Raw genomic sequence first — 23,675 nt, 5'->3', positions numbered from 1 at the left:
GCGTGAGCCTACGGGGTCAGACCGTGGGCCGGTGCTGGGGGAACCGCTCCCACCACGGCTGGAGCATCGCGGTCTCCTCGAGCTCGCGGAGGAAGGTCGACTGTGCTGCCCGGACACACACCTCGGCCTCACCCTCGGTGACCCGGGCCGGGTTCCAGCGCACCACGCGCGTGCCGACGACGGGGTGCCGTGCCAGGGGGCGGAGCACCACGCCCTCCGGGGGCACGTCGCTCGGCATGGCGAGAGCGACCGCGCGCCCGGCGGCGATGTAGGGCCAGAAGTCGGGCAGGCTCTGCCGGCCGAGCGGTGAGGCGGGCGCGATGGCGGCTGCACGGAAGGCCTCCATGAGGGCGGCGTAGGTCCCGTCAGGTTTGCCCGGTGGCAGGAGCCACTCGTCCTCCCCGAGCTCCGAGAGGTTGACCTCGCCCGCGCCGGCCAGCGGATGGGAAGCGGCGAGGGCGACGAAGAACGGCTCGTGCCGGACGACGACGGCCTGTCGCAGACCAGCGGGGCAGACGTCGTCGAAGCCCACATGGACCCCGGCGAACGCCACGTCGACCTCGCCGCAGAGGAGGTACTCGGTGATGACGGCACTCGAGGTGTCGACGCAGGGACGGACGTCCCGGGTGAACCCGAGCTGGTCGAGCTCGAGCAGGAAGGCGGAGAAGTAGCGCGAGGTGTTGCAGCCCACCCGCAGCGGGCCGGCCTCGGAGGTCTGGCGCCGCGCCTCCCGCAGCAGGCCGTCGAGTCCGTCGACGATCTCGCGAGCCCGGTCGATGACGAGGTCGCCGACCGGGGTGGGTCGGACGCCCTCGCGGCTCCGCGCGAACAGCGCTCCGCCGAGGGCCTGCTCGATGCGAGTGAGCTGCGCACTGAGCGACGGTTGGGAGACGCCGAGCCGGGCGGCGGCCGAGCTGACGCTCCCGGCGTCAGCGACGGTCAGCAGCACGCGCAGATGGCGTACGTCGAGCTCCACAACGCCGAGGTTATGGCCAAGTGGGATTACCGGCATCTCGAAGGGACCGCGACCCTCGTGAGCACCCTACTCACGGAAAGGTTGATCTCAATGACGAGACCAATACCTCGCCGGCTCGGGCGGCTCGTGGCACTCGGTTCCCTCGCCGGGCTCGCCACGCCGTTCGCCCTGCAGGCACCGATGGCCACCGCGGCAGCGCCGGCTCAGGCCGCGAGCCCGCCCCCGGCCACGGTCAGCTCCGCACTCGCCGGGACCCCGTCGAAGGACAAGGCGATCGCCGCCGCCGACGCGGCGATCCGCCGCAGCCTGGGTGCCGTCGCCGCGTCCGCCGACGAAGCCTTCATCCGACAGGCCGCCAGTGCCGGACCCGGCGGCCGCTACTACGTCCTCTACCAGCGCAGCTGGAAGGGCCTGCCCGTGATCGGGGCGGACGCCATCGTGACGGCCGACGAGACCGGGGCGGTCCGCGACATCACGCGAGCGACCGACCGCGTGCCTGCGGTCGCGTCGATCCGCCCGACCGTCGGCGCCAGCCGGGGAGCGGACGCCGCCAGGGCCCTGGTCGACACCGTGGACCACGTCGATGGTCCGGACCTCGTCATCTACATGGCGGACGGCAGGGCGCCGCGGTTGGCCTGGCACGTCCGGGTGGAGGGTGAGCGCGCCACGGGAATGCCCGCCGTGCTCGAGGTCCACGTGGACGCGCGCACGGGCAAGGTGATCTCGGCCGAGGACCTCGTCCGTGAGGCGACCGGGCACGGCCACCACAACGGCACCGTCTCGATCACGACCACCGGCTCCGGCTCGTCCTACTCCATGACGAGCACCTCGGCGCCGGGCCTCAAGTGCCAGAACCAGAGCGGCACCACCTACACCGACGCGGACAACGTCTGGGGCAACGGGTCGGGCACGGACCTGCCGACCGCCTGCGTCGACGCCCAGTACGGGGGCGAGCAGGAGGAGCTCATGCTCGCTGCCTGGGCGGGCCGCAACGGTGTCAACGGCTCAGGAGGCAACTACCCGGCGCGGGTCGGGCTCGCCGACGTCAACGCCTACTGGAACGGCTCGTACGCGAACTTCGGCCACAACCAGGCGGGCACCAAGCAGGCCACCCCGATGGACGTCGTGGCCCACGAGTTCGGCCACGGGGTCTTCCAGTTCTCCGGGGGCAGCGGGGGGTCCGGCAACGAGGCGGGCGGGCTCAACGAGTCGACCGGAGACGTCCTCGGCGCTGCCACCGAGTTCTACGCGAACAACGCGAGCGACCCGGGGGACTACCTCGTCGGCGAGGAGGTCGACCTCGTCGGTCAGGGGCCGATCCGCAACATGTACGACCCGGCGGCCCTCGGCGACCCGAGCTGCTACTCGTCCGACATCCCCAACACCGAGGTCCACGCGGCTGCCGGACCCCAGAACCACTGGTTCTACCTCCTCGCTGAGGGCAGCAACCCGGGAGGCGGCAAGCCGTCCAGCCCGATCTGCGCCGGCGGTCCCAGCTCGGTCACCGGGATCGGCATCCAGAAGGCGACGAACATCTTCCTCAACGGGCTCCAGCGCAAGACCTCCCCGTGGACCCACGCGAAGGCGCGAGTCGCGACGCTGCAGGCGGCCAAGGACCTCTACCCGGGGTCCTGCACCGAGTTCAACACGGTCAAGAGCGCGTGGCTGGCGGTCGCCGTCGGGCCGCAGAGCAGCGAGCCGACGTGCACGGCCAGCTCGCAGGACTTCGCGATGACCCTCTCGCCGACCTCGGGCAGCGTCGCGCCCGGGTCGAGCGCCACCGCAACCGTCGGGACGACGACGACGTCCGGCTCGGCCCAGTCGGTGACCTTCTCCGCGACCGGCCTGCCCACCGGTGCGACGGCCGCCTTCTCCCCGACGACCGTCACCTCCGGCGCGAGCGCGACCATGTCGATCTCCACGGCGTCGTCCACGCCAGCGGGCACCTACACCGTCACGGTGCTCGGTGACGGCGCAGCGATCGACCGCACCGTTACCTACACGCTCACGGTCACCGGCGGCACCCCCACGCCGACGGTCCCCGACGTCGACGTCGAGAAGGTCAAGGCCCACCTGTCCGCGCTCCAGTCGATCGCAACGAGCAACGGCGGCAACCGCCGCGCCGGCTCTGCGGGCTACACCGCGTCGGTCACCTACGTGAAGGACAAGCTGACGGCCGCGGGCTTCACCGTGACCCTGCAGCGCTGCACGACGTGCACCTACCCGTCCGACACCATCATCGCCGACTGGCCCGGCGGCGACCCCGGCAACACCTACCTCTTCGGCGCGCACCTCGACAGCGTGTCCGCCGGTGCGGGCATGAATGACAACGCCTCCGGCTCGGCGGCGATCCTCGAGACCGCCCTGGCGATCGCCCAGCGGAACCCGACGATGGCCGGTCACCTGCGGTTCGCCTGGTGGACCGACGAGGAGCAGGGGCTCAACGGCTCGGAGTTCTACGCCCGCAACCTGACCGCGACCCAGCGCAGCCAGATCAAGGCGTACTACAACTTCGACATGGTGGCCTCCACGAACGGCGGCTACTTCATCAACCACCTGACGTCTGCCGCGGCGGCGCCGATGAAGGCCTACTGGGACGGGCTCGGTCTCGCACCGGAGGAGAACACCGAGGGCGCTGGTCGCTCCGATGACTACTCCTTCGAGGCCTACGGCATCCCGACGTCGGGCTACGCCATGGGTGCCAGTGCCCGCAAGACGAGCGCCCAGGCGGTCAAGTGGGGCGGGACCGCGGGGGCGGCCTACGACTCGTGCTACCACTCGTCGTGCGACACGTACCCGAGCAACGTCAACACGACGGGGCTGAACCGCGCCGCGGACGGCATCGCCCACACCGCCTGGACCCAGGCTGTGGGCACGGACACCCAGCCTGGCGATGACTTCTCGGTGTCGGTGTCGCCGACCACCGGCTCGGTCGCGGCGGGCTCGTCCACCACGGCAACGGTCCGCACCGCCGTGACCTCGGGGTCCGCGGTCAGCGTCACGCTGAGCGCCTCCGGCCTGCCGGCCGGGGTGACGGCCTCGTTCTCCCCGGCGACGGTCACGGCAGGTGGCAGCTCGACCATGACGATCACCGCGTCGTCGAGCACCTCGGCAGGCACCACCAACGTGTCCGTCACGGGGACAGGAGGCGGAACGTCGCACTCGGCCAGCTATGGGCTCACCGTCACGTCGACGGGGTCCGGCTGCAGTGGCTACGACGTCGTCCAGAGCGGCACGGTGTCATCGGGCGCTACCACCTACCTGCCGTACGTCTACGACTCGACGGCCGGGCTGATGACCGCCTGTCTCGACGGGCCGACCGGCGTCGACTTCGACCTCTACCTGCAGAAGTGGAACGGCTCGTCGTGGTCGATCGTCGCGAGCGCCACCTCGTCGGGGCCCGACGAGACGCTGTCCTACTCCAACACCGCCGGCTACTACCGACTCGCCGTGAAGGCGTACTCGGGGTCCGGCAGCTTCACCACCGGCCTCAGCGGCTGACCCGTCACCTCCGTCGGCGCGCCGCCGGGCCCCGCCCGGCGGCGCGCTGGCGTCCCACCACCAGCCGGTCGTATGCCGCTGGGCCGGGTTGCGCTCGCAGCCGCGGCTCAGGCGGGCAGCGTGCCGCGGACGAGACTGTCGCCCGAGTGCTCGGGCTCCTCGTCGAAGGGCTCCCGGGAGATGTCGACGACGAGGTAGCCCTGGTCGAGCAGGCTCTGGCTGATCGGGAAGGTGCCGGCGCCGGCGTCGAGGACCCCGACGGACACCATCCGCTTGCCGTCGCGGTTGATCAGCCAGACCTCGAGGTAGCCGTCGCCGGGATCCAGGGTGGTCGTGGTGGCCACTCGGAGGTCGATGCCGGAGTCGGTGCGCACCACGGCTGCCTCACCGAGTCGCTCCCTCGTGTCGAGGGTGTCCAGCTCGGCCTGGGCGACCGTGGTGGTCGACGCAGGGGCTCGTTCCACAGCGCTCGCCCGGTGAGGAGGCCGAGGGCGAGACCGGCTGCGGCCATGCCGGCCGCCCACGGCCACGTGCGGCGTTGCCGGGTCGTCGTGAAGTCGACGCGGGTCACCTCGCCCGAAGGCGTCCCGGCTGTCGCCGCGGCGACCTGCTGCCAGACACGGGACGGTGGTGACTGCCACGCAGCGGGCGAAGGGACAGCGGTCGAGCCCTGTGCCAGCAGGACCCTCGTGCGGCGGAGCTCGGCGACGGCGCTCGCACACGTGCTGCAGCGCTCGAGGTGCTGACGTGCCTCGGGTGCCAGCTCGTCGACCCCGAGAGCGGCGTCGGCGAGGATCTCGTCATCAGGGTGAGACACGTTCCACCTCCTGGAGTCTCTGTCGTAGGTGCAGCAGCCCTCGCCGGATGTGGCTCTTGACCGTGCCGAGCGGCAGGCCGAGGGTCTCGGCGATGTCGTCGTGGGAGCGGTCCTCGAGGAAGGCCATCCGGATCACCGCGGCCCGGGGGTCTCCCATCATCTCGAGCTCGCGGACGAGGAGCAGTCGCTGGGCCCACTCGGCGTCGTCGGTGACCGTCGGGGTCGCCGCCGACTCGAGCGCGACCGCTTGCAGGTTGCGGTGGTTGCGGTAGCGCTGTGTGCGCAGGTCGGCGACCCGGTGCCGGGTGATCCCGACGAGCCAGGCCTGGATGCTGCCCTGCTCGGGCCGGAAGGTGTGCCGGCTGTTCCACGCGGAGACGAAGACCTGCTGGGTGACGTCCTCCGCGTCGGCTGCGTCGCCGAGTGACCGCAGGACGATCGTGTGCACGAGGCTCGACCACCGGCGGTAGATCTCGGCGAGCGCGTCGGTGGAGCCGCCGACGAGAGCCCTGGCCAGCGGGCCGGTCTCGCCTCCGGTCTGGGCTCCGGTCTCGTCGTGCACGTGCACGACGTCACCATATCCAGCGGTGATCATCCGAGCGGCACCCCGACGACGACGAGGTTCTCCTCGTAGGTGCGGCTCCGGGGATCGAACCGGCCGCTGCACGTGACGACGTGAAGGCGAGCCGGCCCGGACCTGGCGAAGAGGGCCGCCAGGTCGAGCGACTGCTTCTCGAGCCGGGTGACCTGGGTGACGCGGTAGCGCCTGACCGTGCTGCCGGAGCGGACGGTGACGACGTCGCCCCGCTCCAGCCCTTCGAGCCGGGCCGCGGGCCCGGTGCCGAACTCCGGCAGGTCCCGGTGGGCGGCGAGGACGGTGGCGCCGGCCTGGTCCCCGGGTCGCGGGCCGTGCTGGTACCACCCCATCACGGCCGGGCTCGGTGGCAGCGCCATCTGCCCGTCCGTGGCGACGCCCACGGGCCGCACCGGCATCGAGATCCCCAGCTCCTCGATCGCGAAGCGGGTCGGCGCGGTCAGTGCCCGGGCCTGAGCGGCGCCGAGCCGGGCGTCCCGCGCCGGCGTCTGCACGAGGGGCTGGGACCGCCCGCCGGACGGTGGCGGGGCGGGACGCGACGTCGGAGCTGGGTCGTCGGGGGCGAGCAGCGGCGAGCCCGTCACCGGCGCGGACCTCCCGGAAGGCTGCGACCACTCGTCGGCAGGGTGGGTCGCCCATGTGACGGCGGTTCCCGCGAGGAGGGCGGCGGCCATCGCGGCCGCCACCCTTCCTCTCGAGCGGGACGCGGTCATCTCAGGCGCGCGAGGTGGCCCGACGACGCGTCATCAGGACGACGCCACCGGCGAGGGCGGCGGAGGCCGCGATCAGGGCGTAGCGCCCGGCGTCGTCGGTGCTCGTGCCACCGCCGGCGGGCACGCCCTTCGGGGAGGAGTGCATGCCGCTGACGGTCTGTACGGCGAGGTCGAGGTTGTCGCTGTTCGCGCTGCCCCAGGCGTAGACGATGGTGTTCGTCCCTTCCTTCAGCTCGACGTCGGCGGGGCCGATGGCCACGGTGTCGGTGCCGGCGAGGACGACGTCGGCCGAGATGGTGCCGGCCGGCAGGTCCGTCTTGACCTCGTCGGGGTTGGTCAGGCCCTCGAAGGCGACGTCGCCGTTCGCGCGGACGTCGACGGCGGGCGCGGCGGCGGTGTGGCGGACGGTGATCCGGGCCTCGCCGGCGTCGATGGCGGAGGTGTCGTTGACGAACGGCGTCAGGACCGGATCGCCGGACTCGTCGAGGTGCGCGACGACGGTGATGTTGGCGCCGGCGGGCACGGCGACGTCGTTGGCCTCGATGACGGCGTCGCCGTCCGCGCCGGCTCCGGCCGCGGTGACCTTGAGGTCGTACTCGCCGGCCGGGAGCATCACCGGGTCGGTCAGGGTGCCCGGCTCGAAGTCGGTGAGCAACGCGTCCCCGTTGGCGTAGACGTCGACGGTTGCTCCCGGGACGCCGTGCAGGATCGACACGGACGCCTCTTCGGCGGCGAAGGCCGGTACGGCGAACGCGGCGGGGGCGAGGGCCAGGGTGATGACGGCGGAGGTGCGCAGGATCTTCATGGTGGTGTCCTTCCGGGACGGCATGGGCGGTGTTTCTCGGAGAGGACGGGTTCGTCGTGACCGTCCTTGCCCCTACTTCCGCCGCAGTCCCAAGGTTGGATGCACCTTGGACAAAGATTCTTCAAACATTTCTAATCAGCCGTATGCCGCCGGGCTCGGCCCCGCTACCGACGTGCCGTTCCGAGATGGCGGGCCACGGCCTCAGCGGTGCGGTTCCCGGAGACGAGGGCGCCCTGGATCGAGGCGGTGTCGCGGTGGTCGCCGCAGACGAACAGCCCGTTGCCGAGCGAGACCTCGGAGTGGAGCCGGAGCGGCGGCGGCACGGCGGGCAGGGCGGACTCGATCCGGTGCCGGGTGACGACCTCCCAGCGCTGCGTGTCGCAGCCGAGGATCTCGCCCACGTGGCTCAGGACCGCGTCCTCAGGGGCGTCCCCGTCCGGTCGGTCGAGGAGGGTGGTGGCCTGGACGAGGTGCCGCCCGGGCGGGGCATACGTGGGCGCCGCGTTGCTGACGACGGCGGTGTTCCAGACCGGCCCGGGACTCGTCCGGAAGCCGGCCGACCGCTCCCGACCATCGATTGCGAGCAGCGCCTCGTGCACCGGAGCCTCGGGCGCCTCGAACCACCAGGTCACCAGGCCCTTGGTCTCCGGGGCCGGGATCGGGGTCAGCGTCCCGGCGGTGACCGGGTCGGTGGCCACGACGACGGCCCGGGCGCGGGTGGTGCCGGCGTCGGACCGGACCGTGACAGCGCCGGTGACAGCCCCGGTGACAGCCCCGGTGACAGCTCCGGCGACAGCCCCGGTGACAGCGCCGGCGCCGTCGCCGGTCGTGACCTCGAGGACCCGGTCGCCGAGGCGGACCCGGTCTCCGAGCGACTGGGCCAGCTGCCGGGGGAGCGCCGTCATGCCCGCAGCCGGCAGCCCCGGTCGGCCGAGGGCGAACATCCGCACGAGCAGCTTCGTGAAGGCTGCCGAGGACGTTCCGTGGCTGTCGGCCAGGACCCCGGCGAGGAAGGGCTCGAGGACCTGGCGACGGATCGGTCCGCGGGCGCCGACGGCGTCGAGCGAGTCGGTCAGGTCGGTGTCGGGACCCCGCAGGACCGCCTGCGGGTCGACGAGCACCCGCGCCGTCCACCGCGCCAGGGCAGCCAGCTCGAGGGGGCCGACCAGACCGCTGCGGAGCGTCGCCGGGAGGAGGCCCGGCTCTCGCACCGGGTCGGCCAGGGTGACGAGCCGGTCGGTGGTGCGCACGAGGACCCCGGCGCGGAAGCTGTGCAGGTCGAGAGCCGCGAGGTCGACCCACCTTCGGACGGCCGGGTAGGCCGGGTTGAGGACCTGGAAGCCACGGTCGCAGCGGAACCCGTCGACCACGTCGGTGCGGACCCGACCGCCGACCTCGTCCTCCGCCTCGAGCACGATCACCTCGTGGCCGAGCTCGCTCAGGCGCAGCGCGCAGCGCAGCCCCGCCAGCCCGGCTCCGACGACCACGACCTCGGTGTCCACGGCGCTCACGCTCGCCCTGTCCCGGAGCGGGGGGCGGCGGAGCAGGACGTCGCTGCGGTGACGGCCACGGAGCGGGAGCGCGATGCCATGCCTGCGCCGTACCCGTCGCAGCCGACCGGCAACCGCTCGATCGGTCACGGACCCCGGGGGCCTGCCCGCGCAGACCCTCGCCCTCGCACTCGGACGCGAAGGGGTCGATGCTGGGAGGAGAGAGACGTCGACGCAGCGACGCCCGTCGCACGGGGCAGGCAAGGAGGCCGTCATGATCGAGTTCACCGACCGGGTCGATGCCGGTGCCCAGCTCGCCCAGCGGCTGGAGTCGCTGCGCGGTCAGGACGCGGTCGTCCTCGGGCTGCCCCGTGGCGGCGTCCCCGTCGCCGCCGAGGTCGCCAAGGCGCTGTGCCTGCCGCTCGATGTCATCGTCGTCCGCAAGCTGGGGGTTCCGTTCCAGCCGGAGCTCGCCATGGGGGCCATCGGGGAGGACGGCGTGCGCTTCCTCAACACGGCGTTGGTCGAGCGCGGGAGGATCAGCCCCGCGGAGGTCGACGCGGTCGAGCGCCGGGAGCGCGCCGTGCTCGAGGCCCGGGTCGCCCGCTTCCGCGGGGGCAGGCCCCGGCTCGACCTGACTGGCAAGGTGGCGATCGTCGTCGATGACGGCATCGCGACGGGTGCCACCGCTCGTGTCGCCTGCCGGGTCGCCCGTCACCTGGGCGCGGCCCGGGTCGTGCTGGCCGTGCCGGTCGCAGCGGCAGAGTCGGTCCACGAGATGTCGACCGGTGGCGTGGCGGACCAGGTCGTCCACGTGTCCGCCCCGACGTCCTTCTATGCCGTGGGCGCTCACTACCGCGACTTCACCCCCACGACCGACGACGACGTCGCCGCCCTCCTCGAGCAGGCGCGCCGCCGCGAGCCGGCCACCGTGGCACCATCGACGGCCGACGCCGACGAGGACGTCGTCATTCCGGTCGGTGCGGCCTCCATCGAGGGCCACCTCGACGTCCCGGCCGGGGCGACCGGCGTCGTCGTCTTCGCCCACGGCAGCGGGAGCAGTCGCCACAGCCCGCGCAACCGGTACGTCGCCGAGGTCCTCGAGGACGCCGGGCTCGGCACCCTGCTCATCGACCTGCTGACACCCGAGGAGGAGCTCGACCGGGGCAACGTCTTCGACATCGAGCTGCTGGCCGGTCGCCTGACCGCCGCCACCCGCTGGCTCTCCGAGCGACCCGACACGGCCTCCCTCCGCTACGGCTACTTCGGCGCGAGCACGGGAGCCGGCGCGGCCCTGTGGGCTGCCGCCGAGCCCGGCTCACCGGTCGCGGCGGTGGTGTCCCGCGGGGGACGGCCGGACCTCGCCGCGGCGAGGCTCGGATCGGTCCGCGCCCCGACCCTGCTCATCGTCGGCGGGCGGGACGACGTCGTCATCGGCCTCAACCGGCAGGCCCAGGCCCTGCTGACCCAGTGCGAGAACCGGCTCGTCCTCGTCGAGGGCGCCACCCACCTCTTCGAGGAGCCCGGCGCCCTCGCCGAGGCCGCGGCCCGGGCCCGGGACTGGTTCGTCCGTCACCTGCTCCACCGCGACGAGGACGCACCGGCGTGACATCGGGAGGGCCGAGAGCGAGCGTCCGGCTGGGACGAGCCCAGCGGCATACGGCCGGGAAGGCACTTGACCCTCACCCGACGTCAGGCCCCACGCTCGACGACATGACCACCACGGGACGAAGGCAGCACGAGATGACGACGTGGACGGTGGGACAGGTGGCCGACCTCCTCGGGGTGACGGTGCGCACCCTGCACCACTATGACGAGATCGGCCTGCTCACCCCGAGCGAGCGCTCGCGGGCGGGCTACCGGCTCTACACCGACGCCGACCTCACCCGGCTGCAGCAGATCGTCGTCTACCGGCGGCTCGAGCTGCCGCTCGACGAGATCGGGTCCCTGCTGACCGGCGGCGAGGACGCGGCGACGCACCTGCGACGCCAGCGAGAGGCGGTCCTGAACCGGCTGGACGAGCTGAGCGAGCTTGTCACGGCCATCGACCGAGCACTGGAGAGAGAGATGACCGACCGACCAGCCACCCCGGAGGAGCTCAAGGAGCTCTTCGGCGACGAGTTCACGGACGAGCGCCAGGCCGAGGCGGAAGAGCGCTGGGGCGACACCGACGCGTGGAAACAGTCCGCCGAACGGACCAAGCGCTACAGCACGGACGACTGGCACCCGGTCAAGGCGGAGATGGAGGCCGTCACCACGGCGTTCGTCGACGCCAAGCGACGCGGGCTGCCGGCCGACTCCGCCGAGGCGATGGACGCCGCCGAGCAGGCGCGCCTGCACATCCACGAGCGCTTCTACGAGCTGACGCACGGCTTCCACCGGGCGCTCGGCGACATGTACGTCTCGGACCCGCGGTTCCGGAAGACCTACGAGGACCTCGAGGAGGGGCTCGCCCAGTACGTCCGGGACGCGATCCACGCCAACGCGGACCGGCACACCCGGTGACCCGGGAACGGTCACCAGATGGACGAGCCGCCGGAGCGCCGCGCAGCGGCGCGTAGCCTTGGCGCATGCGAGTTGGTGTCTTCGGAGCAACGGGCCAGGTCGGCGGGGTCATGCGCACCCTCCTCGAGGAGCGCGACTTCCCGCTCGACGACGTGCGGTTCTTCGCGTCGGCGCGGTCAGCCGGCACGACGCTGCCCTTCAAGGGTGCTGACGTCATCGTCGAGGACTCGGCGACCGCCGACTTCTCCGGCATCGACATCGCCCTCTTCTCCAACGGCGGCGCCGCCTCGCGCGAGCTGGCGCCCAAGGTGGCCGCGGCCGGCGCGACCGTCATCGACAACTCGAGCGCGTGGCGCAAGGACCCCGACGTCCCGCTCGTCGTCTCCGAGGTCAACGCCGACGACCTCGACGACATCCCCAAGGGCATCGTCGCGAACCCTAACTGCACGACGATGGCCGCCATGCCCGCGCTCAAGCCGCTCCACGAGAAGGCCGGCCTCGTGCGGCTGCACGTGTCGAGCTACCAGGCCGTGAGCGGCTCCGGGGGCAAGGGCGTCCAGGAGCTCGACCGCCAGCTGCGCGGCGGCTACGCCGCGGGCGACCCGACGGGCCTGGCCATCGACGGGCGCGCGGTGGACGTGCCGGAGGCCCAGGTCTACGCCGTGCCCGTCGGCTTCAACGTCGTGCCCCTCGCCGGCTCGCTCGTCGACGACGGCTCCCTGGAGACCGACGAGGAGCAGAAGCTGCGCAACGAGTCGCGCAAGATCCTGCACATCCCCGACCTGCGGGTGAGCGGCACCTGCGTGCGGGTGCCGGTCTTCACCGGGCACAGCCTCGCGATCCACGCCGAGTTCAGCGGCGACATCACGCCGGACGAGGCGCTCGACCTGCTCACGAACGCCCCGGGTGTCATCGTCACCGACGTCCCCAACCCGCTCGAGGCGGCCGGCCGCGACGAGGTCTTCGTCGGCCGGGTCCGCGCCGACCAGGCGGCTCCGGAGGGCAAGGGGCTGGTCCTGTTCGTCGTCGGCGACAACCTCCGCAAGGGCGCCGCCCTCAACGCGGTCCAGATCGCCGAGGAGCTGCTCAAGCGCCGCTGACGCCCGGCCGTGGGCCGCTGGGCGGGCACCGGCTCGCACCTGCCGGAGGCGCGGCGCCGGCTCCGGCCGAGAAGTGCGCAGTTGTGTCTGCGGTGCGGGCTCGGCGGAGCGGTGCATGCTGCAGCGCGTACTCGTGCGGGGATCGCGCACCTGAGCGAGAAGTGCGCAGTTGTCGGGGCGCGGGCTGCTCAGCGACTCAGATCGCGGGGGACCCGGAGCTGGAGTGCCATGGCCTCGAGCGCGAGCAGCGGTGGGACGTTCGCGTTGATGCGGTCGCGCGCCTCGGTGATCGCGTCGAGGCAGCCGAGCAGCTGCTCCGCGGAGAAGACCGCGGCCAGCCCGCGGACCTTGTCCATGGCATCGGGGTTGATGAGGTCGACGGTGGAGCCGAGCCGGAGGACGAGCGCGTCCCGGTAGACCGACATGAGGTCGACGAGCGAGCGGTCGACCATGTCCCGCGCGTGCCGGGTCGCCCGGGTCCTCTGCTCCTTCTCGAGCGCGGCGAGCTGGGCGCGGATGTGCGGGGGCTGGGTCCGGGCCGTCGGGTCCGCGCCGAGCGTCTCCAGAAGCCTGGACCGCTCGGCGGCGTCGCGCTCGGCCGTGCTGGCGGCGGACTCCTCGTCGGCGATCTGCGCGAGGTCGGCCGCCGCGTCGACGGCGTCGCCCACGCTGACGATCCTGGTGGCCATCGAGATCACGTCGCGCCGGCGGATCCGGGCGCCCTCGTCGCGGGCCAGCCGCCGCGCCAGGCCGATGTGCGACTGGGCCGCGCGGGCCGCGTGGAGCGCCATCGGGGCATCCACCCCGTCGCGCCGCTCGAGCAGCTCGGCCACCGCGTGGACCGGAGGCGTCCGGAGCCGGACGTGCCGGGAGCGGGAACGGATCGTGATGGTGACGTCCTCGAGGCTCGGGGCGCAGAGCATCCAGACGGTCCGCGGCGTCGGCTCCTCCAACGCCTTGAGCAGCGCGTCCGCGGCGCGCTCGGTGAGTCTGTCGGCATCCTCGATGATGATGACCCGCCACCGACCGACCGACGGTCGCAGCGCCGACTCCTGCACCAGGTCCCGGGTGTCCCGCACCTGGATCGACAGGCCCTCGGTGGCCACGACCTTGACGTCGGCGTGGGACCCGTCGAGCGCCGTGCGGCACTCACGGCACTCCCCGCAGCCGCCCCGAGGGCACTGCAGCGCTGCGGCGAACGCACGAGCAGCGGTGGACCGGCCCGACCCGGGGGGCCCGGTGAACAGCCACGCGTGGGTCATCGACCCCTCCGCGTGCACGGCTCGCGAGAGCACCTCGACCGTCGGGTCCTGGCCGACGAGGTCACGCCAGACGGTCATGGCCGCCCACCCAGCACCACGTCGAGCCGCGCGAGCACGCGGGCGTGGATCTCGTCGGGTGCCCCGCCCGCGTCGAGGACCAGGTAGCGCTCCGGCTCGCGGGCCGCGAGGTCGAGGAAACCCTGGCGGACGGCGGCGTGGAACTCGTCGGCCTCCGACTCGAGGCGGTCGTGGACATCGCCCCGCCGGCTGCGGCCCACGTCCGGGCGCACGTCCAGGAGCACGGTCAGGTCAGGGAAGAGGCCGCCGACCGCCCAGTGCTGCAGCTGCCGGATCTCGTCGGCGCCGAGGTCCCGCCCCGCCCCCTGGTAGGCGATGGAGCTGTCGGTGTAGCGGTCCGTGATGACGACGCGCCCCTGCGCCAGGCCCGGCCGGATCAGCTCGTCGACGTGGTGCGCCTTGTCGGCGGCGAAGAGCAGCGCCTCGGCGCGCGGCGACACGTGGTCGCCGTGCAGCACGAGCTCGCGGATGCGCGCACCGAGCGGGGTGCCGCCCGGCTGCCGCGTGACCAGGACCTCCCGGCCCGCCCGCTCCAGAGCCTCGGCGAGCAGCCGGACCTGCGTCGACTTGCCCGCCCCGTCGCCTCCCTCGAAGCACACGAACACGCCCGGGGCGGTGCTCACCCCACCTGCACGAGGCAGCGGTGGCGCGTCGGGGCTCCGGGTCACGAGGCGAGCCTATGCGACCGGGGCGACACCCGCGGTCGGGCGGGAGGAGCGGCCGGGCTGGCATCCCAGGGAGCGAGCCCAGCGGCATACGGACACCGTCGATCCCAGCCGGGCAGGTTACGGTTTCGGGCATGACGTCGCGCCCCTCCGCCCCTTCACGCGCTCGACGGACGGCCCTGCGCCTCACGGCTGCCGTGGCCGCGCTCGTGACGGTGGCGGCGTGCACGACACCCCAGCCCGAAGGGGTCCCGGTGACCGGGCCGGCGAAGGCGGGGACCGCGGCTCCGGCCCCCGCCCTCCAGGCCTATTACGACCAGTCGCTCGACTGGACGCGGTGTGACGAGTTCCAGTGCGCCGACCTCACGGTGCCCATCGACTACGCCCGGCCCGGCGACGGCGACATCGCGATCAAGGTGCTCCGCGTCCCCGCCCGCAACCAGGGCAGGCGACTCGGCTCGCTCGTGGTCAACCCCGGCGGCCCCGGTGCCTCGGGGGTCGACTATGCGACGGCGGCCGACCAGATCGTCGGCCCCGCGGTGCGCACCTCCTTCGACGTCGTCGGCTTCGACCCGCGGGGCGTCGGCAGGTCGGCGCCGATCGACTGCCTGGACGACGACCACCTCGACGAGTTCCTCGGGACGGACCCGACCCCGGACGACGACGCCGAGGAACGGAGGCTCCTCGAGGCGGCCACCACGCTGGCCGAGGGCTGCCAACGCAACAACCCCGAGCTGGTCGCCCACGTCTCCACCGCGGACGCCGCGAAGGACATGGACGTCCTGCGCGCCGCACTCGGCGACGACCACCTGAACTACCTCGGCAAGTCCTACGGCACCTTCCTCGGCGCGACCTACGCCGACCTCTTCCCCGCGCGGGTCGGCCGGTTCGTCCTCGACGGCGTCGTGCCGCCCGACCTGACGAGCGCCCAGCTGGCGGAGGGGCAGGCGCGCGGCTTCGAGCTGGCCACCCGGGCCTATGTCGAGGACTGCGTCAGCGAGGGCGACTGCCCGCTGGGCCGCTCGGTCGACGAGGGCATGCGCTGGATCCGGGACTTCCTCGCCGCGCTCGACCGCAACCCGATCCCGAGCGGCGACCCGGCCGTGCCGGAGCTCACGGAGGCGTGGGGGTCCCTCGGGCTCGCCGTCGCGATGTACGACCAGGGCGCGTGGGGCATCCTCACCGACGCCATCCGGGAGGCCCGCGCAGGCAACGGCGCCTCGCTCATGGCGCTCGCCAACACCTACGCCGACCGCGCACCCGGCGGCGGCTACTCGGGCAACATGATGGAAGCGATCTGGGCGGTCAACTGCCTCGACCGCCCCGACAGCCCCGACCTGTCGACCTACGAGAGCTACGAGAAGCAGTTCGCCGAGGTCGCACCGACGTGGGGCCCGTTCCTCGCCTGGGGCTCGCTCGCCTGCGGCGTCTGGCCGGTCAAGGGCGGCGAGGCACCGCACCGGATCAGCGCCGAGGGCAGCAACCCCATCGTCGTCGTCGGCACGACCCGCGACCCGGCGACGATCTACGAGTGGTCCAAGCAGCTGCGTGACCAGCTGTCCAACGCCGTCCTCGTCTCCCTCGACGGCGACGGCCACACCGCCTACACCCGGGGCAGCACCTGCATCGACGACGCCATCGACGCCTACTACGTCAAGGGAACCGTCCCGCAGGACGGGTTGACGTGCTGAGCGACGATCCCCGCCGCCCTGAGGACCTCCCCGACGCCGAGGCGTCACCCCCGCAGCCGTATGCCGCTGGGCTCGCTGCCGCTCAGCCGCCGCGTCCCCCGGGCGCGGGGTCGCGGAGGATGAGGGGCGGCCGGGCCGTCGTCGCGGTCGTCGTCGCGCTGGCACTCGTCGCCGCGGTCGGGCTGCTCGGCTGGCGGGCGAGCCGGCCCCTCCCGCCGGCAGCCGCACCGGCTCCCACGGCCACCGCAACCGCGTCGCCCACCTCGCCCACCCCGACGGGCGCGACACCGGCCCCGACGCGGAGCGCGACCGCCGACCACCCCGAAGCCCTCGCGGCCTTCTACACGCAGCGGGTCGACTGGCAGCCGTGCGACGGCAGCCCCGCCCACCAGTGCGCGCGCATCGACGTGCCCGTGGACTACGCCGAGCCGGGCGGCGACACCTTCGAGCTCGCCCTGCGCAAGGTGCCGGCGCTCACGCCCGAGAAGAAGGTCGGCACCCTCGTCATCAACCCCGGGGGACCCGGCGGGTCGGGGCTCGAGTACGCCCAGTTCTCGAGCTTCGTCTTCAGCAAGCAGCTGCGCGAGTCCTACGACATCGTCGGCTTCGACCCCCGCGGGATCGGGCAGTCCGACGCCGTCGCCTGCCTCTCCGACGACGACATGGACCTCCTCTTCGAGAACGACCCGACCCCGGACGACGCGGCCGAGCGGGCCAAGCTGCTCCGCGACACCGAGGCGGTCACCGAGCGGTGCGCGCGCAACGGCGGCGATAGGGCCCTGCACATGGGCACCACCGAGGTGGCCCGGGACATGGACGTCATGCGGGCGCTCGTCGGCGACGAGCGGCTCAACTACTTCGGCGTCTCCTACGGCACCGTCCTCGGCGCCCTCTACGCGGACCTCTTCCCGGAGCGGGTCGGGCGGTTCGTCCTCGACTCGGCCGTCTCACCGAACCAGACCGACGAGCAGAAGCTCGGCTACGACATCCAGGGCTTCGAGGCGTCGATCGACGCGTTCATCGAATGGTGCGTCGAGCGCGACGACTGCGCCCTCGGGACGGACGCGGCCGGGGCGCGCGACCGGGTCGTCGACCTGCTCGACGAGGTGGAGCGGCAGCCCCTGAAGACGTCCCGCGGCGACATCGACTCGATCGGCGAGGGCTGGCTCGGCTTCGCGATCTTCATGTGCCTCTACTCCGAGCAGTCCTGGCCGATCCTCAACAAGGGTCTCGCAGAAGCCTTCGCCGGCAAGGGCGACGTCCTGCTCGCCTACGCGATGAACATCGTCGGCCGGAGCGCGTCGGGGGAGTACGACGACTCGTCCTACCTGCACGCGATGATCCCGGTCCGCTGCGCCGACTGGCCCAGGAGCGACAACGACGCCCTGGCTGCCGCGCAGCGGCGGAGACGCGCGGAGCACCCCTTGTGGTCCCGGCTCGCCGGCCTGCTCTACGACAACTGCGGGGCCTGGCCGGGCGAGCCCCGCCGGCCCTCGGGTGGCACCCTCGGCCGGGGCGCCGCACCCGTGCTCGTCATCGGGAACCTCCGCGACCCCGCCACCCCGATCGGCGGGACCAAGCAGCTCGCCGCGGATCTCGCTTCCGCGGTTCTCGTGACCAGCGACCACGACGGCCACGGGACTTACTACGCTGGCAACTCGTGCGTGGACTCCATCGTGGACGGCTACCTCATCACGGGGACCGTGCCCTCCTCCGACCGGGCGTGCTGACCGCGCTCCGCCGCGGGGCCGCGGTCGTCGGCTCCCTCGTCCTCCTCGTCACCTTCGCGACGATGAAGCCCGGCGACCCCGGTGGGGCCTCGACCACGGTGCCGACCCAGCGGCATACGGCATCGGCGGTGACGCCCGCTGCGTCGGCCACGCCGACGGGAAGCGCCGCGGCAGAGCGGGAGATCCGCTTCACCTCCGCACCCGAGCCCAACCCGCCCTCGCTCGAGCGCTTCTACACGCAGGAGATCCGCTGGGCGCAGTGCCCGGACGACCGTGACCTCGACTGCGCGCGCGTCACCGTGCCGATCGACCACGCGCAGCCGTCCGGCGCCACGATCGCCATCGCGCTACGCCGCCTCCCCGCCTACTCGAGCCGGCCCCGGGGGACGCTCTTCGTCAACCCGGGCGGGCCCGGCGGGTCGGGCACCGACTTCGTGCAGGAGCCGGACCTCTTCGGCGACGACCTGCGCGACGCATGGAACGTCGTCGGCTTCGACCCGCGCGGCATCGGCGACTCCAGCGGCTTCGACTGCCTGACCGACGAGGAGCTGGACGCGATGTACGCCGCGGACCCCACACCTCCGACGACCGAAGGCCGCGACCTCCTCGCCGAGGCCGCGGCCGCCCGGGCCGAGGAGTGCCTGCAGCGGGGTGGCGCGCTCGCCGCCAACATGGGCAGCGAAGCGGTCGCCGCCGACCTCGACATCCTGCGCGAGGTCGTCGGCGACGAGCGGCTCAACTACTACGGCGTCAGCTACGGCACCCTCATCGGGGCGATCTACGCCGACCAGTTCACCTCCCGCGTCGGGCTGATGGTCCTCGACTCGGCCGTGTCGCCCGACGCCCTCGACACCCCCTCGGTCACGCAGCGCGACGTCGACGCCAACGCCCGGCACTGGGGCGCCGAGTTCGACGCGCTCTTCGCCGACTTCGTCGAGGAGTGCGGCGACCACTGCGTTCTCGGCGAGGACGTCGACAAGGCGAGCGCAGCAGTCATCGAGCTGCTCGACTCCCTCGAGTCCGTGCCGCTGCCCACGGACTTCCCGTCACTGCCCCAGGTCACCGAAGGGTGGGCGGTCACCGCCATCGGCGAAGGACTGCTCGACCGCACCTCGTGGCCCTACCTGGTCGACGCACTCGAGGCCGCCATCGACGACGGCGACGGCACAGAGCTCGCCTGGTTCGCCATGGTCGCCGTCGGCCGCGACGTCGACGGCAGCTACCCCGGTTCCACCTACGGCAAGAGCCATCTCCCCGTGACCTGTGCGGACTGGCCGGTCCGGACCTGGGCGGAGCTCGTCCCGAGCCGTGCCGTCCTCGAGGAGCACCCGCTCTTCGGCCGGATCCAGCCGCCGTTGCCCTCGGAGTGCGCCGGCTGGAAGGGCGAGCTGCGGAGCAACCTTCTCCTGGGCGCCGAGCCGGCCACGCCCGTCCTCGTCGTCGGCAACGAGCATGACCCGGTCACGCCCATCGCGGACTCCGAGTACGTCGCCGACATGCTCGTCGGGTCGCGGTTCGTCACGGTCGACGCCGCCGCGCACGGCGCCTACGCGATGGGCAACGCGTGCGTCGACCGTGTTGTCGAGGACTATCTCGCCCGCGCCCGGGCGCCCCGTGACGGACTCGAGTGCCCGGCCGACTGACGTGCCGGGTCCGCTCCCGGTTGAGGTCAGCTCGGCAACCCGTGGGTTCCCGAAATGGCCTGAACCGGATCTCCCGATGAGGCGATCGACCGATTTCGTGACCCGCCGCGGCCATGCGTATACTCATCAACCGTGCTCCGGCACATGCCGCCTTAGCTCAGTCGGCCAGAGCGATTCACTCGTAATGAATAGGTCGTCGGTTCGATTCCGACAGGCGGCTCCACCAACGCCCTCCGGCCCACCGGGGGGCGTTTCTGCTGCTCAGAGGCCTGCGCAGCCACAACCTGAAGGCCACGACCAGCGCGACCACCAGCCGCGGAGAGGCCTCCGCTGGGCACGAATGGGCACACTTTGGGCACATCAGGTCACAGCGCGTCACTTCTGGCCGTCCTCTCGCAGCGTGCCGAGCGCCTGGGCGACGACGTCGAGCTCGTTGTCGTAGAGGTGGGCGTAGATGCGGGCCGTCGTCGTGATCGACTCATGACCCATCGCCTTCTGGATGAACCGAAGATCGGCACCCGCTGCCCTGGCCAGGCTGCCGAATGAGCGGCGCAGGTCGTGCGGTGTGACGTCGAGCCCCAACGCCGCGACGGCCGCGTTGAAGCCCGACCGGGTCCGCCAGTTGCCATTGCGGAGGTAGCCGCCCTCAGGCGACGGGAACACCAACGCATCCCGCGGCTTGCCCTCGACCCGGCCGGTCAGGACCTCGACGAGGAACCCCGGAATGCCGATCTCACGCACAGCGGCCCGAGTCTTCGGCGCGGACACGTCCATACGCCCACCGGCCTCGGTGGCCCGCTCGATCACCCGGACCCTGCGCCGGTCCAGGTCGACGTCAGAGACGCGGAGGGCCACCGCCTCAGACCACCGCAGGCCGAGGAAGGCCAGCACCCGGACCAAGTCACCCTCGGACCCCATGCGATCGGCCAGCGCCTCGACCTCAGCCATGGTCAGGATCCGCTCCCGGGCCGGAGGCCGGCGCGGCAGCCGCACGCCACGAGCTGCATTGTTCGTCAGCCGCCGAGTCCGCATCCCGTAGTCCAGGACGAGGCAGAACACCCGATGTGCGTACCGCACCGTCTCGGGCCCCTTGACGGTCGACAGCGCGGTCACCCACGCCGCCACGTCCGCGTGCTCGATCTTCGCCACCGGCCACCGGCCAAACGCCGCCTCGACATGCCGGAACGCCTGGCGGTAGTTCTGCGCCGTCGTCGCCCGAAGGTGCGTCATCCCCGCCCGCTGGTACTCGGACCACATGACAGACAGCGTCACCCGGCCCCGCTGCGGGTCGACGAAGTCCCCGGCCCTCAGCCGACCTCGAACCTCGTCCTCGAACGCCTCCGCATCCCGTTTCCGGGCAAACGACCGGGACCGCTGCCGAGCATCCGGCGTTCGGTACCGCACCCGCCACGTGACCTTCCCGGCCGGAGAGACACGGCGCTCGATCACGCCGCACCCGCCTTCACGTCATCGAGCCACCGAGCGACGACCTCGGCGTCAAAGCGCCGGTGCTTGCCCACCTTGAACGACGGCGGGCCGTCTCCCCGCTGAGCCCAGTGGTGAACTGTCGACACCGGCACATGCAAGATCGCGGCCACGTCGGCCACGGTCAGCAACCGCGGAAACTCCACCCTCTGATCCATCACAAGTCCTCCCCATCGTCTGTCCTGTCACTTCCCCTGGCCTTGCCTCTGATCAGCCCGCCATTGGTCGTACTCGCGGGCGCGGGCGGCGGCGGCGTTTGCGAGGGCGGCGTCGCCGGGGGTGGCCCAGCCGGTGCCGTCGTAGGTCCAGGAGCCGACGACGAGGGTGGTCTCGTCCTCGTCCTCGGCCAGCAGCTGCGCCTCGAGGTCGGCCACGTCGAGCGGCTGGCTGGTGCGCTGCGCTTGGGCGGCGCGGATCTGCCATCGGTGCCGCGCCCGCCGCAGGGCGCCCAGGGTGATGCTGTAGCGGCGGGACTTGGTGGAGAAGTGGCCGCGGAACCCGAGCATGTGGGTCCACTTCCCGAGCAGGAGGTACGGGTCCGGCTCGGCATTCTCGCAGGCCTGACCGGTCGCTCTGGCCTCCTCGGCCCGGTCGCGGGCGTGCCCGTGCAGGGTCCGGCAGGCCTCCCGGATCGCCCGCAGATGTGCCGTGTCGCAGCGGGTGTCGCCGGTGGCGTTGCTCGCGTCCTTGGTGGCGTACTTCGCGAGGTACCCGGCGACCTGGGCGGGGGTGACCGGCCCGGCCGGGTCGTCGACCCGGTTCCCGGTGTGCACCGCGCGGGCGTCGACCTGGGCCCCGAACCGGAGCACGTGTCCCGGGTCGTCCGGGTACGCGGGAGGGGCGAGGTACTCGACGTGCGCCGCAGCGGCGCGGAGGACCGCGGTCAGGTGGTCGACGTCGACGCATGCCGGGGCGGGGGAGCCGACGCCGTCCTTGGCGGGGCCGTCGAGGCGGACCAGGGCGTGGAAGTGCATGACGCCGCGGTGCTGGGGTTCGGCGACCTTGGCGTACTGCAGCGACGCCACCGCAGGGAGCCGGTGCTCCTTGACCCCGAGGAGGCGGGCGAGGCGGCGGCGGACGTCGATGGTGAACCGGCGCCACAGCTCGGGAGCCCACCACTGCCACAGCACGTGGGAGGTGTAGTCGTAGCACTCGACGCAGAGCGGCTGCCCGGTCGCCTCGTCGCCCTCGTCGTGGGTGGCATGGCACCACGTCGGCCGTCCGTGCGGGCAGCGGGTCCGGTCATCCTTCCTGCGGGGTCGGCAGGCGCGGCCACCGTGGCGGGTGCCGTGCACGAGCCCGAACGACGGCGCGGTGAGGGTCACGAACAGCAGCGGGTTGTCCGCCACCGTCTCAGGGACGGTCTTGCCGCCGGCGACCCCGGCCCGGATCAGCTCGAACGTGTCCCGGGCGTAGACCCGGGAGCAGGACGGGCAGACGTGCGCCCTGCGGTTCCCGCAGCGCCGGTACAGCACCCCAAGCGGGGTGTCCTGCGACCGGAACGACGACACCAGCTCCCCGGTGTTCCAGTCGTAGGTCTCGGAGTGGCCGATGAGCCGGACCGGCTGGGAGCAGTACCCGACCGACGCCGCGGTCTCGGCGAACGCGTGCCACGACCCGTCGCGGAGCCTGCCGACGAGGGCTCGGGCGATGTGCGGCTGGTCGAGGCCGGGCACATCGAGCGGCGCACCCTCACCGAACCCCGGAAACGAGCCGAAGCCCGTCGAGGACAGCGAGGATGCGTCACGCGTCGCACCCGGACCGGTCACGCCACACCACCCAGCCGACCGGACAGGACGTCCTCGAGGTCGTCGAGGGGCAGGACGCCCTGGGCGACGTCGTCGAGCACCCGGCCCTTCCGGCCGACCCGGACCGGCACCCACGACGGCGGCGCCGGCTCTTGGGCGTCCGGGTCACGATCCGACCCGGCCCACCAACCCCCGACCACGCCGAGGGCGAGGGCCGCCGCCTCACACGCCAGCCGCACTGGGCATGACTTGCACACCGAACGCATGGAGTCCGCGTCCCACGCGGACACGTCCACGGCGTCGCTGGTCCACGGCAGGTCGAGCCGGTCCCGACAGGCAGCCCCGGCCTGCCACTGTCCGTCCACCCGGGCGGTGACGGTGTCGCCGGTCATGCGGCGTCTCCGCCGCCAGTGCCCGTGGTGCGGGGCCGGCGGGGCGCCCGGGGCTTCCGGGGGCCACGAGCCGAGGCCCTCATGGCCGGCGGGGTGTACGGCGGGCTGTCCGGCTGCCCGGGGTCACTGTCCGCCGGTCGCGGCGGGGTCGGGGCGCCGTGTCCGGGTGCCTGTCCGGGTGCGTGTCCGGGTCGGGTGAACGGGTTGGGGGTGGGGGCCAGGTCGGGGATGCCGTGCCGGTGTGGGGTGGGGTAGGCGCGGGTGACGGCGTGGAGGAGGTCGTCGGTGGCGTAGTGGGCGCGGACCTTGGTGGTGTGCCCGTCCTCGGTGATCGCGTACCCGGTGCCCGGGTGGCTGGTGGGGATCCGGTGGCAGGGCGCGGTCCGGGCCCGGCCGTCGCCGAGGACCATCTCGGTCTCGTAGGCGTCCTTGAGGCGGAGCCTGAACCGGCACGGGTTTGATGCCGCATCGTTTCCGGT

19 protein-coding genes, 1 tRNA gene and 1 pseudogene are annotated in these 23,675 nt (G+C 72.7%); 8 read left to right on the top strand and 13 right to left on the bottom strand.

Annotated features, from left to right (window positions below; genetic code table 11):
• Nucleotides 1–16: 16 nt before the first annotated feature.
• A complete protein-coding gene (locus ABWV20_RS16535; protein WP_353357052.1) occupies nucleotides 17–976 on the bottom strand; it encodes a LysR family transcriptional regulator in 960 nt (319 codons plus the stop codon).
• A 90-nt stretch (nucleotides 977–1,066) separates the two neighbouring features.
• Here ABWV20_RS16535 and ABWV20_RS16530 point away from each other — a divergent pair, with 90 nt between their 5' ends.
• Complete coding sequence (locus ABWV20_RS16530; protein WP_353357050.1) at nucleotides 1,067–4,477, top strand: M28 family peptidase; 3,411 nt, start codon at nucleotides 1,067–1,069, stop codon at nucleotides 4,475–4,477.
• A 107-nt stretch (nucleotides 4,478–4,584) separates the two neighbouring features.
• Here ABWV20_RS16530 and ABWV20_RS16525 read toward each other — a convergent pair whose 3' ends face one another.
• The 5 genes from ABWV20_RS16525 to ABWV20_RS16505 all read right to left on the bottom strand — a co-directional run bounded on the left by ABWV20_RS16525 (nucleotide 4,585) and on the right by ABWV20_RS16505 (nucleotide 8,909).
• The gene (locus ABWV20_RS16525; protein WP_502901806.1) at nucleotides 4,585–5,001 is read right to left on the bottom strand and encodes an anti-sigma factor domain-containing protein; all 417 of its coding nucleotides are present in this window, start codon (nucleotides 4,999–5,001) and stop codon (nucleotides 4,585–4,587) included.
• A gap of 279 nt (nucleotides 5,002–5,280) precedes the next feature.
• Nucleotides 5,281–5,862, bottom strand: coding sequence for an RNA polymerase sigma factor (locus ABWV20_RS16520; RefSeq protein WP_353357046.1), 582 nt, complete (start codon nucleotides 5,860–5,862; stop codon nucleotides 5,281–5,283).
• 23 nt (nucleotides 5,863–5,885) lie between these two features.
• A complete protein-coding gene (locus ABWV20_RS16515; protein WP_353357044.1) occupies nucleotides 5,886–6,563 on the bottom strand; it encodes a class F sortase in 678 nt (225 codons plus the stop codon).
• 40 nt (nucleotides 6,564–6,603) lie between these two features.
• A complete protein-coding gene (locus tag ABWV20_RS16510) occupies nucleotides 6,604–7,407 on the bottom strand; it encodes a DUF4397 domain-containing protein (protein ID WP_353357042.1) in 804 nt (267 codons plus the stop codon).
• Nucleotides 7,408–7,571: 164 nt separating this feature from the next.
• Complete coding sequence (locus tag ABWV20_RS16505) at nucleotides 7,572–8,909, bottom strand: NAD(P)/FAD-dependent oxidoreductase (RefSeq protein ID WP_353357040.1); 1,338 nt, start codon at nucleotides 8,907–8,909, stop codon at nucleotides 7,572–7,574.
• A 262-nt stretch (nucleotides 8,910–9,171) separates the two neighbouring features.
• Here ABWV20_RS16505 and ABWV20_RS16500 point away from each other — a divergent pair, with 262 nt between their 5' ends.
• The 3 genes from ABWV20_RS16500 (at nucleotide 9,172) to ABWV20_RS16490 (ending at nucleotide 12,502) form a co-directional block, all read left to right on the top strand.
• Nucleotides 9,172–10,506, top strand: a complete 1,335-nt coding sequence (locus ABWV20_RS16500) for a phosphoribosyltransferase family protein (protein WP_353357038.1) — start codon at nucleotides 9,172–9,174, stop codon at nucleotides 10,504–10,506.
• A gap of 104 nt (nucleotides 10,507–10,610) precedes the next feature.
• Nucleotides 10,611–11,402, top strand: coding sequence for a MerR family transcriptional regulator (locus tag ABWV20_RS16495; protein WP_353357036.1), 792 nt, complete (start codon nucleotides 10,611–10,613; stop codon nucleotides 11,400–11,402).
• 65 nt (nucleotides 11,403–11,467) lie between these two features.
• On the top strand, nucleotides 11,468–12,502 hold the full coding sequence (locus ABWV20_RS16490) for an aspartate-semialdehyde dehydrogenase (protein WP_353357034.1): 1,035 nt from the start codon (nucleotides 11,468–11,470) through the stop codon (nucleotides 12,500–12,502).
• A 188-nt stretch (nucleotides 12,503–12,690) separates the two neighbouring features.
• On the opposite strand, the gene ABWV20_RS16485 is transcribed toward ABWV20_RS16490, so the two are convergent.
• On the bottom strand, nucleotides 12,691–13,842 hold the full coding sequence (locus ABWV20_RS16485; RefSeq protein ID WP_353357032.1) for a DNA polymerase III subunit delta': 1,152 nt from the start codon (nucleotides 13,840–13,842) through the stop codon (nucleotides 12,691–12,693).
• The gene (gene tmk / locus ABWV20_RS16480; protein ID WP_353357030.1) at nucleotides 13,839–14,465 is read right to left on the bottom strand and encodes a dTMP kinase; all 627 of its coding nucleotides are present in this window, start codon (nucleotides 14,463–14,465) and stop codon (nucleotides 13,839–13,841) included. The genes ABWV20_RS16485 and tmk overlap by 4 nt, the downstream gene beginning before the upstream one ends.
• A gap of 176 nt (nucleotides 14,466–14,641) precedes the next feature.
• Between tmk and ABWV20_RS16475 the strand changes: the two genes are divergently transcribed.
• The 4 genes from ABWV20_RS16475 to ABWV20_RS16460 all read left to right on the top strand — a co-directional run bounded on the left by ABWV20_RS16475 (nucleotide 14,642) and on the right by ABWV20_RS16460 (nucleotide 19,794).
• On the top strand, nucleotides 14,642–16,198 hold the full coding sequence (locus ABWV20_RS16475; protein WP_353357028.1) for an alpha/beta hydrolase: 1,557 nt from the start codon (nucleotides 14,642–14,644) through the stop codon (nucleotides 16,196–16,198).
• Complete coding sequence (locus ABWV20_RS16470; protein ID WP_353357026.1) at nucleotides 16,192–17,928, top strand: alpha/beta hydrolase; 1,737 nt, start codon at nucleotides 16,192–16,194, stop codon at nucleotides 17,926–17,928. The genes ABWV20_RS16475 and ABWV20_RS16470 overlap by 7 nt, the downstream gene beginning before the upstream one ends.
• Nucleotides 17,922–19,571 (top strand): alpha/beta hydrolase, encoded by a 1,650-nt coding sequence (locus ABWV20_RS16465; protein WP_353357024.1) that lies wholly within the window; start codon nucleotides 17,922–17,924, stop codon nucleotides 19,569–19,571. The genes ABWV20_RS16470 and ABWV20_RS16465 overlap by 7 nt, the downstream gene beginning before the upstream one ends.
• A 146-nt stretch (nucleotides 19,572–19,717) precedes the next feature.
• Nucleotides 19,718–19,794 (top strand) — tRNA-Thr (locus ABWV20_RS16460).
• Nucleotides 19,795–19,946: 152 nt separating this feature from the next.
• On the opposite strand, the gene ABWV20_RS16455 is transcribed toward ABWV20_RS16460, so the two are convergent.
• The 5 genes and pseudogenes from ABWV20_RS16455 to ABWV20_RS16435 all read right to left on the bottom strand — a co-directional run.
• Nucleotides 19,947–20,843 (bottom strand): tyrosine-type recombinase/integrase, encoded by an 897-nt coding sequence (locus tag ABWV20_RS16455; protein ID WP_353357022.1) that lies wholly within the window; start codon nucleotides 20,841–20,843, stop codon nucleotides 19,947–19,949.
• Nucleotides 20,844–21,016: 173 nt separating this feature from the next.
• Entirely contained in the window at nucleotides 21,017–21,214 is a 198-nt protein-coding gene (locus tag ABWV20_RS16450; protein WP_353357020.1) for a helix-turn-helix domain-containing protein, read from the bottom strand.
• A gap of 27 nt (nucleotides 21,215–21,241) precedes the next feature.
• Nucleotides 21,242–22,825: a replication initiator gene (locus ABWV20_RS16445; RefSeq protein WP_353357018.1), complete on the bottom strand. Its 1,584-nt coding sequence runs from the start codon at nucleotides 22,823–22,825 to the stop codon at nucleotides 21,242–21,244.
• Nucleotides 22,822–23,196 (bottom strand): WhiB family transcriptional regulator, encoded by a 375-nt coding sequence (locus ABWV20_RS16440; RefSeq protein ID WP_353357016.1) that lies wholly within the window; start codon nucleotides 23,194–23,196, stop codon nucleotides 22,822–22,824. Before ABWV20_RS16440 ends, ABWV20_RS16445 begins: the two co-directional genes overlap by 4 nt.
• Nucleotides 23,193–23,675: pseudogene (locus ABWV20_RS16435) on the bottom strand (hypothetical protein); the annotation flags it as partial. The pseudogene ABWV20_RS16435 and the gene ABWV20_RS16440, both read right to left, overlap by 4 nt.

The organism is Intrasporangium sp. DVR (assembly GCF_040365325.1).
GTDB lineage: Bacteria > Actinomycetota > Actinomycetes > Actinomycetales > Dermatophilaceae > Intrasporangium.
The sequence above is the reverse complement of the archived record's forward strand: the minus strand, read 5'-3'. Positions and strand labels throughout refer to the sequence as shown.

Excerpts from the sequence above, each read along its gene's own strand:
- ABWV20_RS16530 (WP_353357050.1), top strand. The coding sequence starts at position 1,067 with ATGACGAGACCAATACCTCGCCGGCTCGGGCGGCTCGTGGCACTCGGT.
- ABWV20_RS16495 (WP_353357036.1), top strand. The coding sequence starts at position 10,611 with ATGACCACCACGGGACGAAGGCAGCACGAGATGACGACGTGGACGGTG.
- ABWV20_RS16450 (WP_353357020.1), bottom strand. The coding sequence starts at position 21,214 with ATGGATCAGAGGGTGGAGTTTCCGCGGTTGCTGACCGTGGCCGACGTG.
- ABWV20_RS16475 (WP_353357028.1), top strand. The coding sequence starts at position 14,642 with ATGACGTCGCGCCCCTCCGCCCCTTCACGCGCTCGACGGACGGCCCTG.
- ABWV20_RS16490 (WP_353357034.1), top strand. The coding sequence starts at position 11,468 with ATGCGAGTTGGTGTCTTCGGAGCAACGGGCCAGGTCGGCGGGGTCATG.
- ABWV20_RS16515 (WP_353357044.1), bottom strand. The coding sequence starts at position 6,563 with ATGGCCGCCGCCCTCCTCGCGGGAACCGCCGTCACATGGGCGACCCAC.
- ABWV20_RS16510 (WP_353357042.1), bottom strand. The coding sequence starts at position 7,407 with ATGAAGATCCTGCGCACCTCCGCCGTCATCACCCTGGCCCTCGCCCCC.
- ABWV20_RS16500 (WP_353357038.1), top strand. The coding sequence starts at position 9,172 with ATGATCGAGTTCACCGACCGGGTCGATGCCGGTGCCCAGCTCGCCCAG.
- ABWV20_RS16485 (WP_353357032.1), bottom strand. The coding sequence starts at position 13,842 with ATGACCGTCTGGCGTGACCTCGTCGGCCAGGACCCGACGGTCGAGGTG.
- ABWV20_RS16440 (WP_353357016.1), bottom strand. The coding sequence starts at position 23,196 with ATGACCGGCGACACCGTCACCGCCCGGGTGGACGGACAGTGGCAGGCC.